A 13,280-nucleotide genomic window follows, 5' to 3' on the forward strand; every position below is an offset into this window, starting at 1 on the left:
ACTTATTCCTCCTGTTCCCCTAGTTTTTTTGTGGGAATGTCCAATTTTTTTAACAAGATGCGTACCGTTGTACCTCGCTCCTGACCGTTGGATATGGTCCATTCCCAATGTTGAGCGTAATACAATCTCAGCGTGTCAAATATATGCCGTAGGCCGATCCCGATATTTCCTTTTTCGACTGCTATTTTTGGATCGTTCAATTCCTTTAACTTATCATCTCTGATACCTAATCCGTTGTCTCTAATAATAAATTCTATATAGTCATCATCAGAATGAATCCTAATAGAGATTTGTCCGTCCGTATTTTTAGGCACGATGCCATGAAAAATAGCGTTCTCAACTAAAGGCTGCAATAACATACGAGGAATAAGGAGTATTTCCGTTTCTGGTTCTATATCTATTTCTAGGTTGAATGTTTTCTCGTAGCGAAGCTCCAAAATGACCAAATACTTCCTAATGATGTCTAGTTCTTCTCCGATTGTAATAATATTGCCGCTTTTACCCATATTTGCTTCCAATAGATGGGTTAGTGCTGACAATACTAATGAAGCTCGTTCGTTTTGTTTTGAATCAATAAGCCAGCGGAGTGTACTAAGCGTGTTATAAAGAAAATGGGGATGAACCCGGTGTACAACAGCGCGAAGCTCAGCATGATGCTTTTCATTCTGTTCAGATTCCACCTGTTGTATTAAATTCACGATTTCATTAAGCATTTCGTTAAATTTCTTACTTAAAAAGCCGATCTCATCAGAGGAATTAACATCCGCTCTTACATTAAAATTTCCTTGTTGAACATGCAGCATAGTTCTGGTCAGTTGTCTGACAGGCTTAGTTACTCGACCTGCAATGAAAAGCCCAATGGCAATTGCTAGCAAGGAGAAAACAACTGATGAAAATAATATCCACGATTGGAGACTGTCTAACTGTCCGCTAATTTCATGAATAGGAACAGTACCTACAAGCATCCAGCCGTTACTTAGGGGTTGCTTAACACCGTAATAAGGCACCCCTTTTGCGGCAAACTCAAATTCAATCGAATCGTTACCTACAATATGATTGTACAAATCTGAATTTTTCACTTTTTTGTTAATCATGTCTAGATTTGAATCAATCATAATCCTTCCTTCTCTATCAACAACAAAAAACTTTCCGGTCTTGCCAAGTTTCAATTCCTCAATCGTATTAAGTATTGACCTACCATCCAAATGAACTTGCACAAGTCCGATATTACTTAGCGTGTCAAAATCTTTTAATACCCTTCCGATAGGAAGGATTAAATCCGTACTGACTCCTCCTCCACTGAAGTAGTCATACTGAAGCCCTTGCCAAACCAATTCTCCGTCCTTTCGTTTGACTTCTTTTACCCATTCTTGGTCTGAAAGACGAATTTTCTTAAGTCTAGCTTCAGAAAAAGTTCCGCTGCCCCACCCGCTGCCTTCCTCTTTTAACACATAAACAATTTTGACGAAAGAGTTGGAATAGACATAATTATTCAGCAAGGTTTTTATGTACTGAGAATCTCTATTTTGTTCGTAAGACGGCTTGTCCTTTAATTGTAATGCAGCTCGTTGAATATTCTGATCGCTGCTAATGAAATCAGAGGTATCGACCCCAACATTTAATATAAAAGAAAGTGATTCTGCTGTTTGCTTAGTGATTTGAACAGTGGACTCCCTCACATTTTTCTTCAAGATTGAATTGGACTCCCAGTAAAAAGACAACGAGATAAAGAGAGTCGATATCAAAATCACAAGTAAAAAGGCTACGATTATTTTTGCTGAAAAGCTTCTAAGTAAGTTAAAACTTTGGATCATATTCCCCCGCCTTATTGGTTTGTATCATTATTGTACAGGGTTAGGTGCTTGCTTTGCCAATGAAGGATTTGGTAATAGAATTTGTCGACCCCTTCATTTTTAGCGCTTTTATAGGTGTGGTGTCTTATTTTGAATAAAGTGGATAATATTTTACCCTCTCTAAATATCGAAAAGAAGCGTTGTTAAAATTCCCTTATATTACAATTTAATCCTTAATATGGGTAAAAGGGGTGTTCAATCGTCTTATTTTAAGAAATCATCGATAAATAAAAGGTTGACGATCAAATACGGAGGACAGTAAAGAAAATAGTCCTTTAGTTCTCATAGAGTACAAATTCCTAGTAATATCCATTTTAGGTTTAGAATTAGACTCAATTTTCCCTCTGGTTACGTAGTTGTAAAAACAATCAAAAATCGTGATCCACTCTACTTTAAATCAATTTTAAACAAATCCTTTTTAAGGTTTTAGGGGCATTTTGATAGCGTATTCAAAGAACTGGTAGGAGTTTTTCCCGATTGTTTAGGCATCTTTTAGTTGCTAAGTTGATAGTAATCCCGGGAAGCTAAGGACCATCATGGTTCAAAAATCAACAATGAATGGAGAGATGAACTAAAAAGAATAAGTTTGTGTGAAGTATTTAAGATTTGTATTTATTTCGTTTTTTATTATTATTTCCTATCGAAGAAGGAGAGATCGATGAAATTAAGAAAGAAGAAATTAAAAAAGAGTTATACAACTATGTTACTTGCTGCCACGGTTGTGACTAGTGGAACTGTTGCTCCTTTGGTTTCAAAAGCAGCAGAGTATGTGGCTCCTCCTGGTGCCCAAATGTGGGAAGGTCAGATGGTAGATGAAAACGGCAATGTGCAACATGTTCATCCAGACAGACCTCTTGATAAAAACAATTTGCAGAAACCGATGACTGTCCAAGACGTCAAAAAATTAGAAAACGGGATTAAGCTGAACTTAGGAGAAATGGAAGCTTATATCCGTTTACTATCTTCAGATATTTCAAAAGTGTCGATCTTGAAAAAAGGTGAAAAAGAGTATACCTCAGTTGGTATCGCAAAAACCGATTGGAATTCACCTAAATTCAAAATGAATGAAGATAGCGAAAAAATCGTTTTGTCTTCCGACGGCTTAACTGTACAAATTAAGAAAAGCCCGTTCGGAATCAAATATTTGGATAAAGACGGGAATGTCATTAACGAGGACGCTGAGCAAAGCGTCGGTTACGAGAATGGTAAGCCATATGTATTTAAGAAGACCGACAAAAACGAAGACTTTTATGGATTCGGGCAGAAAACAACCGGTTTAAATCATCGTGGTAAAGAAATTGCAGTGTGGAACCGTGAGAATCAGGGGCAACCCATTTCGAAGTACACTTTTTCTTCCGTCCCGTTCTTTATTGGTTTAAAAGGTACAAATTCATACGGAATTTTATTTGATAACACTTACCGTTCTTACTATAACATGGCGGCAGAAAGCGATGACTATTACTACTTTCACGCTGATGGCGGTAAACTTACTTATTATTTCATTAATGGACCAGAAATTAAAGATGTTGTTGACCGTTATACGGATTTGACAGGCAAGATGCAAATGCCTCCCAAATGGGCGATGGGTTTCCACCAAGCTGCATGGGGTTATCATCAAAAGGACCTTGAGCAAGTATCCAAAACCTACCGTGAAAAGAAAATTCCTGCGGATGGAATGTGGTACGACATTGAATGGATGGATGATTATAAAACTTTCTTTTTTGGGAATAAATTCCCCGATCCGGACGGATTGAACGAAATGCTGGAGAACCAGAATTATCATACGGTTGCGATTGTCGATCCAGCAATGCGTGTACCTGATCCTGGCCAACCGGAATATTTGCCTTATACCGAAGGAACAAATAAGGATCTTTGGGTTAAAAATCCAGACGGTTCACCTTATTTGGGTAAAGTTTGGCCATGGGGCGTTCCATCCTTATCCGTGTTCCCGAACTTCCTGAAGCAAGAAACCCGTGATTGGTGGGCAGGTTGGCATAAAACGATGTTTGATAGAGGTATTGATGGTATTTGGAACGATATGAATGAACCGGCTAACTTTAGCACAAAAGACTATTGGTCTTTACCGTTGGATACTGTTTTTGAAACGGATACTGGCGGAAAACTGACACATGAAGAAGCTCACAATATCTACGCTCACCTTGAAAATCAAGCAACAGATCAGGCTTTCAAAACATTAAAACCGAACGAGCGTCCGTTTGTTTTAACGCGTGCTTCGTTTACCGGTACTCAGCGGTACGCAACCGCCACATGGACAGGAGATAACTGGAGCGAATGGGCGATGCTTAGAATTTCAATTTTCCAGAATGCGAATGTTGGTTTGACAGGTTTTGCGATGGTCGGAAACGACATTGGCGGCTTTGCGAAAAAACCTCATGAAGGAGTTGTAGCAACATCAGAATTGTTTGCACGTTGGATTGAGGTTGGTGCTTTCTATCCATTCTCCAGGGATCATTACAACAATGATGGCAAAAGCCCAATGGAGACAGAAGCTGGCAATCTCTTAAAATGGCAAAGACAAGAACCGTGGCAGTTCGGCAAGGAAGTCGAAGATATCAGCCGAAAATATATTTCCTTACGTTATGAACTAATGCCGTACCTATACAACACTTTTAAAGAAACAACTAAAAACGGAAAACTCATTCAGCAACCGCTTGTGTACCAATTCCAAGAGGATGAGAAAACACATAATATTCAAGATCAATTTATGTTCGGTGATTCGCTAATGATGGCTCCGGTAGTTCACGAAGGAAAGACATCACGTGACTTATACCTTCCGTCTGGAACGAATTGGGTAGATTACTGGACTGGAGAAGAGTTTAAAGGTGGTCAAACGATTCACAGACAAGCAGATCTTGCAACTCTTCCAATCTATGTGAAGAAGGACTCGATCATACCGCGTCGTGAAGTACAGCAGCATACAGATGAGAAACCGCTGACGAACTTGACCCTTGACACATATCTTGACCAAAAAGCGTCATACAGCTTCTATGAGGACGATGCAAAAACAGAGGATTACACTAGAGGCGAATACAACGAAACAATATTTGATGTAGAACGCAAGCAAAATAAAATTACATTCAAACAAAAACAAAAAGTTAATAACTACAAGGATTCAAAATTAGAGCAATATACCTTGAAATTAAACAACGCAGAAAAACCTTCTAGAATTCAAGCTGGAAACAGTAAATATAAAGAAGTCAATTCACTAGCTGCAACAGAAGGAAAAACAAATACTTTCTTTTATGACGCAAACACAAAAGTTCTTTATATAAGCATCCCAGCTGACGAGAAGAAAGAAGTTCAAATACGTTAGGCTAGCAAGTAAAAAAAGAAATTTTACTATCAATTTAAAAAATTTAATAGAGGTGTAACCATGAACTTATCAAAAAAATATTTAAAAATGATAACAACAGCATCAATTGCAGCTACTATTTGTTTAACTGCAGCAGCTCCAAATGTTCTGGCAGTTACTCAACCTGAAGCGGACACTCCTTTAGCTAAGGAAAATCTTGAAAAGCTCTCTGTTCAAGGAGTTGAGAAGCTTTCAAACGGTGTCAAATTGGACCTAGGAACAAATGAAGCTTACATTCGTTTATTTGACAAAGATCTTGTAAAAGTTTCTGTATTGAAAAAAGGCGAAAAAGAATTTGAATCAAGAGGGATTGCCAAAAAAGAGTCTGAGTGGAAGACTCCAAAATTTAAAGCAAATGCAAGCTCAGATACGTATACATTAAAAACAGAGGAACTTACTGTTGAAATTAAGCTAAAGCCATTTGGTGTACGCTTCCTTGATAAGGAAGGAAATGTAATCAACGAGGATTATGTAAACCAAGATAAGACCTCAGGATATGAAAATGGAAAGCCTTATGTCTTTAAGAAAACAGATGATAACGAAGACTTTTATGGCTTCGGTGAGCAATCTGGCTTGGAATTCAACAAACGTGGCGATAGCATTGGTATGTGGAACACAGATGCATACGCCTATAATAAAGATACAAAATACGTGTATACTTCGATCCCATTCTTCATTGGATTAAAGGATAAAAAAGCGTACGGTATTTTCTTTGATAATACACATCGTTCCTACTATGAAATGGCGACTGAATCTGACGATTACTACTATTTCTATGCAAATGGTGGGAAGTTAACGTATTACTTCGCATACGGTCCGGAAATCAGTGATGTAGTTGACCGCTATACTGATTTAACAGGTAAAATGGAAGCTCCTCCAGAGTGGTCATTGGGCTTACACCAAAGTAAATGGGAATATAAAGCAGATGAAATCGTAAATGTTGCGAAAACATACCGTGAAAAGCAAATCCCATTAGACACGATGCATTTTGATATTGACTACATGGATGGCTTCCGAGTATTTACTTGGAATGAACAATATAAGCAAGCGTTAAAACAACTAAAATCAATGCCTGGATTCCATGCTATTGCAATTAATGATCCAGCTGTGAAACAAGATGAAAACTACCGTATGTATCAGGAAGGTACTAAAAATGATTATTGGGCGAAAAACGCTGACGGAACAACTTTCATCGGTCCAGTATGGCCTGGAGATTCTGCTTTCCCTGATTTCTCTAAACAAGAAGTTCGCGATTGGTGGGCAAATAACCATGATACGTTATTCAATGAAGGGATTGACGGCATCTGGAATGATATGAATGAACCTGCCGTATTTATTGACACTCCAGAAATGCACCATACGATGCCTTTGGATTCTTACTTTGGTACAGAAGATAACAAAATTATGCATACAGAGTATCATAACTTATACGGCCATGATGAAGCAGATGCTACTCATCAAGCATTTAAAATTCATAAACCAGGTACTCGTCCGTTTGTATTAACACGTGACATGTATGCAGGTACACAACGTTGGGCGGCATTATGGACAGGTGACTCCGAATCGAACTGGGAACATTTACAAATGTCAATCCCGATGATTTCAAATATTGGTCTATCAGGTGTATCATTCGTTGGTACTGATATTGGCGGATTTGCTAAACGACCAGACGCAGAGTTGTTTGCTCGCTGGATGGAAGTAGGAGCATTCTATCCATTCTCACGTATTCATTATGATAGTGATGCAAAATCTGAAATTAAACAAGGTCAAGAGCCTTGGACATTTGGTCCGGAAGTTGAAAAGATCAGCAAGAAGTACATTGAATTGCGCTATCAATTACTTCCATACTTATACAATGAGTTCAGGGAAGCAACTGACAGTGGTAAACCAGTACATCAACCGCTTGTCTATCAATTCCAAGATGATGAAAAAACAAATGATATTAGTGACCAGTACATGTTTGGCGACTCTATGATGCTTGCACCGGTTATTACTAAAGGTCAAACATCACGTACAGTTTACTTACCACAAGGCGTAAACTGGACAGACTATTGGACTGGTGAGGAATATGATGGTGGACAAACTCTTACTGTAGATGCTCCACTTGGTCATTTACCGATTTTCGTGAAGAAAGACTCAATTATTCCGAATCGTGAAGTACAGCAATACACAGGTGAAAAGCCTTTAACAAACCTTGTGCTAGATACGTATTTAGACAAAAACGCTTCCTATACGTTTTACGAGGATGATGGTGCAACAGAAGACTACAAACAAGGTGAATACAACGAAACATCATTTGATGTAGAACGTAAGGGCAATAAAATTACATTCAAACAAAAACAAGAAGTTAAAAACTTCAAAGAATCAAAATTAGAGCAATACACATTGAAATTAAACAATGCAGAAAAACCATCGAGAATCCAAGCTGGAAACAGTAAATATCAAGAGGTTGGTTCTTTAGCGGAAACGCAAGGGAAAACTAATAGCTTCTTCTATGATGCAGAGGAGAAAGATCTTTATGTAAGCATCCCAGCTGATGAGAAGAAAGAAGTTCAAATCCGATAAAAAGACAGCAGCCTATTCAGAGGTAAATGTAAGAGTGAAAGTATAGTAGTAAGAAGAGGGGTGACCAATAACACTATGTTAGATCCTATTGAGTCACCTTTTTCTTTTTATAAACGAATAAACTCGACAATTCATAAGAAGATTTGAGAATAAAAAGATTGTTAGAAATGAGGGTGTCATGTGAAAAAGCTAAATAAACTATCTTGTTGCATTATAACTGCAACATTACTTTCAATTTCCTTTATACAACCTGTAAATACAACATTTGCTGCTTCAATAAAGAATGAGCAAGCTGAAAAAGGCAGTTACCAAAATGGTTCAAAACTTACAAGATTACAGAATAAATCATCATGGGATAAAAGCTCATTAACATTTACTGTTGAAAATGTAACGTGCAATGGCATTTCTGCCACAATAAAAAATGGTCAGGACTCAAAAGCCATGCAGGGTGAAGTAGCGTATGAGGTTTACTGGTCGGAGAATGGTAATCCTAAAGGTGGCGAGGTTATTTACTCTGGAATTGTTAATGCGTTAACATCCGGTGAAACACAAGAATTAACGTATACACCAGATCAGCTTATGGACGGAAATTATATGTTTAAAGCTTATCAGCGCACTGGCCATCCAGGAAAGGGAGAATTGTGGAGCGGTTCCATAACAATAAATAATGAAGCTGGAGTGACGGAAGAGATTGGATCACAGCGACCTTTCGATCAATTTTTTAATAGTAGTGTGAATAAAGGAACAGCAACATTTACGATCCCAGATGGCATGGATCCAATCGAGATTAGTTTTACAAGTTATGCTTATCCGGAGGGGACAGTGCTTCAAGAAGATGGAAAGCCGTATGAGGGGCAGACTAGCTTTGATAACGTCACGAACGTATATGGCCCAGGTACATATACTGTTCAAGTTGATTTGCCGAATGGATACTTTCAGACAGATCTATATTTAGGAGCTGAAGTAGAAAAATTAACTAAATGCGGCCACCCGCTGGATATAATCATTGATGCAGATTATGGTCCAAAAGCTGAATGATAACTTTCTCATATGATTGTTAACCAACAAAAATGAGAGAAAAGGGTCTGACTACATTCAATTAGAATTTAGTCAGACTTCTTATAAAAGAATGGATCTTTCACCATATATGCAACATGTTAAATTTAATATTTTTATAAAGACCTTAGGCTAAAGAGATTTGGGTATATTCAACTAGACAAAGAAAAGTAAAGACACTAGTTGATCGTTACGGGGAGTTAGATTTTATGCTTTCAAAAAAGAAACCAATCATCATTATCATGTTTTCTATAATATTGCTATTAATCGTCATTGTGGTTGCAATGAAGTCTCTCTTTATTCAAACGAAACCGCAAAAAATAGAGGAAAGCAGCATTATTCAAAATATTACAACTGATAAAGCTTCATATCGTCCAAATGAATTGATTCAATTTACGGCTAAATTACCGGCTGAGTATTCTGATGGAATGTTGAAAATCACATACTTTCACTTAGATGATGTCATCTCTAAACAAAAGGTGAAGGTAGATAAAAAAGAAATACATTGGACATGGAAGCCGCCAAAAGAGGATTTCAAAGGATATTTAGTTCGTGTACAGTTAGATACTCATTCTAAACAAGATCAGGAAACAATTGCTGTTGATGTTTCAAGCGATTGGTCAAAATTTCCGAGATATGGATTTCTGTCTAAGTTTCATGATATGTCCAACAAGGATATGGAGTCTGTTATTTCCAGACTGAATCGTTATCACATTAATGGATTGCAATTTTACGATTGGCATTACAAACACCACCAACCTATTAAATTAGAAAACAATGAGTCTGCCGCCCAATGGGAGGACATCGCCAATCGTCCAACCTCGCTGCATACGATTAGATCATATATTGAGTTAGCTCATAAACGAAACATGAAAACAATGGCATATAACCTTTTATACGGTGCTTTTGCAGAAGCTGAAAAAGATGGTGTCAAAACAGAATGGCGCTTATTTAAAGATCAGCAAAGAAATCTACATGATTACCATCCACTACCTGAGGGATGGAAAAGTGATGTATTTCTTGTCAATCCGGCAAATTCGGAGTGGCAAACCTATTTAATTAATCAGCAAAAAAAAATTTACGAGACTCTTCCCTTTGATGGCTGGCATATCGATCAGCTTGGTCCGCGGGGAAATGTATATGACTATAATGGGAATCCCGTAGTGCTTGAAGAATCTTTTAAACCCTTTATGGAACATATCAAAAATGAAACGCCTGATAAACGAATTGTGATGAACGCGGTTAGCCAATTTGGGCAAAAACATCTTGGCGACGCTCCTGTCGATTTCTTATATACAGAAGTATGGGATCAAGATAAATATTATAGTGATTTAAAACGAATTATTGATGAAAACAATCAATATTCAAAAGAGAAATATCAAACAATCTTAGCTGCCTATATGAATTACGAGTTTTCTAATCAGCTGGGTGATTTTAATACACCAGGTATATTGCTGACAAACAGTGTAATTTTTGCATCTGGTGGTTCGCACTTGGAATTAGGTGAACACATGCTGTCAAAGGAATATTTTCCACATGAAAATCTTAAGATGAGTACCTCCTTACAAAGCAAGCTCTTGAATTATTATGATTTCCTTGTAGCATATGAAAATCTGCTTCGAGATAATCTGCAAGAGGTGCCAATAACCATTGGTTCTTCTGATTGGGCACAGTTCTCTTCTCAACCTGAACAAGGGAAAATTTGGAGCTTTGCAAAACAAAAGGCTAATAAAAAGGTCATTCACTTTATTAATTTTTTAGATGCTACAACATTAGAATGGCGAGATACAAATGCTAATCAAGCAGAACCTAAAAATAGAAAGCCGTTAACTGTTCAGATTGAGGAAACTAAACCTATTAAAAATGTTTGGATGGCTTCTCCAGACAAGCAAAATGGTGTGCCAATTGCTCTTCCCTTTACCCAAGACCAAAACAAGGTGATTTTTCCACTTCCTAGTCTTAAATATTGGGATATGGTTGTTATAGAGTATAAACAATAAGATAAGAAAATTTGCTAAATACCTATATATACAGCTTTAATTAGTAACTTATGTACGGAGTATGAAGATCTTACATCTAGTAGCAAGCAGGTCAAAAAAATAGTAATAGAGTAGGAGATGTTTTTGATGAAAAAAATGTTTGTTTCCCTTGGTATAGTAGCAGGAGTCCTATCAGTTTCCGCATGTAACCTTAGTTCTTCGGAATCAGTTGTTGAATCTAAGTCAGGTGAAATAACGAAAGAGGAATTTTACAATGAATTAAAGAGTCATGCGGGTGAAAAAGTTTTAAAACAAATGGTTGAAACTATGTTACTTGAAAAAGAGTACAAGGTGACAGATAAAGAGATTGCTGCAAAAATCAAGGAATATAAGGAGCAATTCGGAGGTGAGGAGGGTTTTAAACAGGCTATTCAGCAAAATGGAATAACAGATGAGAAAGCATTTAAAAAGCTAGTAGAACATGATTTATTGGCACAAAAAGCAGCAACAGATGGTGTGAAGGTTTCAGAAGAAGAAGTGAAAAAAGAATTTGCGGAAAAGTATAAAGTAGAAGTTAAATCAAGCCATATTCTAATTAAGGATGAAAAAACAGCGAAGGAAGTAAAAGAGCGGCTTGACAAGGGGGAGGACTTTGCTACCCTTGCTGGCAAATATTCTACTGACCCAGGTTCAAAAGACAAAGGAGGCGATCTCGGGTATTTCCCAAAAGGAATCATGATTCCAGAATTTGATAAGGTTGTATTTTCATTGGATGTTAATGAGATAAGTGAACCTGTAAAAACAGAATTTGGGTATCATATTATTAAAGTAACGGATAAGAAAACAAATACGTTTAAAGATAAGAAAGCTGTAATTGAAAAAGAGTTAACATATAAGCATGCTAAGCCTATTAACCAAGTGCTAACCGAGCTACAAAAAGATGCTGACATTAAGATTAAAGATAAAATGTTGGAGGATGCTTTAGAGGTAACTCAATCTGCTGGAATAAAATAATAACAAATCTATTATACTTAGGTAGATTAAAATTAGAGACATGAAAGACTGATAAGCTTTGTGAAGTGCTAAAGTCTTTTTATGTCTTTTTTTATGTTATTAGGTAGATATTTAACCAATACATTAAAAAAGGATGAAGCGATTTTTTATTTTTTGAATTATCTGAAATATAACTTGTTTCACTGAATGAATTATGTTAAATTTACCATATGAAATGTGTTCAGGGGAGACGAGTGTATTGAATTTACTTAGAAAAGGAAATAAAGAGCTTATTAAAGAACTGAACCGCTCCCTCGTGATTGATAGGGTTCGCCTTCAGGGAAATATCTCACGTACTGATTTAGCAAAAGAAACAGGTTTAGGCTTATCAACCATTACGAATATTATCGATGAACTCATTAAGGAAAATCTTGTCTCAGAGGTTGGAACTGGGGACTCACAAGGTGGCAGAAAGCCGGTTTTATTAAAGTTTAATGGAGATTTTGGTATAATCGCTGGCTTAAAGATAGAAATGCAGGAAGTGAAGATGTGTCTATCTAACTTGGAAGGCAAGATCCTTCACAAACAGCAATTTTCATATTCACACGGTGAAGCGAACAAATTAGCACAAGTTATTATTGACAAACTTGAGTGTTTTATCGAATGTAATGAATGCGCTTCCAAATTAGTGGGGATTGGTATTGCTACACCTGGGCTAGTGGACCGGGAAAGTAATGAAGTAATCTATTCTCCTATATTAAAGGTAGACCATGGTGACTTGAAGCCTATCGGAATGTATTTTGATGTACCTTTAATGATCGATAATGATGCAAATGTATTTGCACTTGCAGAGAAATGGATAGGCTTGGGGAGAGAGTATAGAAACTTTATTGGTGTTACAGTAGGGGCTGGAGTAGGGTCAGGTATTGTTATTGATAATATGTTGTTTAGAGGAGATTTTGGTGGTGCTGGAGAGTTAGGGCATATTACAATTTATCAAGGAGACCGCCTCTGTTATTGCGGACAGCGAGGTTGTTTAGAATTATATGCTTCTGATTCTTTCCTAGTGAATGAGGCTGAACGCATGGTTTCGATTGGTGTTCCTACTTTAATTAAGTCATATACTCCCATTACTCCAGAGAGTATAGTAATGGCAGCCCAAAACGGTGATGTATATGCACAAGAATTGTTGGTAAAGCAAGGAGAAAATTTAGCAATAGGAATTAAAAATTTGGTACACCTATTTAATCCTGAAGCCATAATCTTAGGTGGGGAAGGTTTAAGAGAGGGAGAATTCCTACTAAAAGGAATTAAAAAGGAGCTGGAAGTCCACTTTTTCATAAAGCATCCTCGCAAACTTCAGTTCAAAACCTCACAGCTAGGTGAGGATGTTTGGTTGATTGGGGCTTGTGCACTTGTTGTTAGTCATCTATTTAAAGTACCTATTTACAAATAGAAAGG

General features: G+C 37.1%; 7 protein-coding genes. 6 read left to right on the forward strand and 1 reads right to left on the reverse strand.

Features of this window, described 5'->3' with window-relative positions:
- Positions 1-2: 2 nt before the first annotated feature.
- On the reverse strand, positions 3-1,814 hold the full coding sequence (locus HUW50_RS15805; RefSeq protein ID WP_083964424.1) for a cache domain-containing sensor histidine kinase: 1,812 nt from the start codon (positions 1,812-1,814) through the stop codon (positions 3-5).
- A gap of 697 nt (positions 1,815-2,511) precedes the next feature.
- Between HUW50_RS15805 and HUW50_RS15810 the strand changes: the two genes are divergently transcribed.
- The 6 genes from HUW50_RS15810 (at position 2,512) to HUW50_RS15835 (ending at position 13,275) form a co-directional block, all read left to right on the forward strand.
- Entirely contained in the window at positions 2,512-5,187 is a 2,676-nt protein-coding gene (locus HUW50_RS15810; RefSeq protein WP_198165121.1) for a glycoside hydrolase family 31 protein, read from the forward strand.
- A 60-nt stretch (positions 5,188-5,247) separates the two neighbouring features.
- A complete protein-coding gene (locus HUW50_RS15815; protein ID WP_066324789.1) occupies positions 5,248-7,791 on the forward strand; it encodes a glycoside hydrolase family 31 protein in 2,544 nt (847 codons plus the stop codon).
- A 180-nt stretch (positions 7,792-7,971) separates the two neighbouring features.
- Positions 7,972-8,829, forward strand: a complete 858-nt coding sequence (locus tag HUW50_RS15820) for a hypothetical protein (protein WP_066324792.1) — start codon at positions 7,972-7,974, stop codon at positions 8,827-8,829.
- Positions 8,830-9,056: 227 nt separating this feature from the next.
- Positions 9,057-10,847 carry a glycoside hydrolase family 66 protein gene (locus tag HUW50_RS15825; protein ID WP_066324794.1) on the forward strand — a complete coding sequence of 597 codons (1,791 nt, stop codon included), beginning with the start codon at positions 9,057-9,059 and terminating at the stop codon, positions 10,845-10,847.
- Positions 10,848-10,973: 126 nt separating this feature from the next.
- A complete protein-coding gene (locus HUW50_RS15830) occupies positions 10,974-11,840 on the forward strand; it encodes a peptidylprolyl isomerase (RefSeq protein ID WP_066324802.1) in 867 nt (288 codons plus the stop codon).
- Between the two features lie 238 nt (positions 11,841-12,078).
- Positions 12,079-13,275, forward strand: a complete 1,197-nt coding sequence (locus tag HUW50_RS15835) for an ROK family transcriptional regulator (protein WP_185653028.1) — start codon at positions 12,079-12,081, stop codon at positions 13,273-13,275.
- Positions 13,276-13,280 lie beyond the last annotated feature (5 nt).

The sequence above is a fragment of the Metabacillus sp. KUDC1714 genome (assembly GCF_014217835.1).
Lineage (GTDB): Bacteria > Bacillota > Bacilli > Bacillales > Bacillaceae > Metabacillus > Metabacillus rhizosphaerae.

What these genes read in the sequence shown, in the direction of transcription:
- HUW50_RS15805 (WP_083964424.1), bottom strand. Translation starts at nt 1,814, where the DNA reads ATGATCCAAAGTTTTAACTTACTTAGAAGCTTTTCAGCAAAAATAATC.
- HUW50_RS15810 (WP_198165121.1), top strand. Translation starts at nt 2,512, where the DNA reads ATGAAATTAAGAAAGAAGAAATTAAAAAAGAGTTATACAACTATGTTA.
- HUW50_RS15815 (WP_066324789.1), top strand. Translation starts at nt 5,248, where the DNA reads ATGAACTTATCAAAAAAATATTTAAAAATGATAACAACAGCATCAATT.
- HUW50_RS15825 (WP_066324794.1), top strand. Translation starts at nt 9,057, where the DNA reads ATGCTTTCAAAAAAGAAACCAATCATCATTATCATGTTTTCTATAATA.
- HUW50_RS15830 (WP_066324802.1), top strand. Translation starts at nt 10,974, where the DNA reads ATGAAAAAAATGTTTGTTTCCCTTGGTATAGTAGCAGGAGTCCTATCA.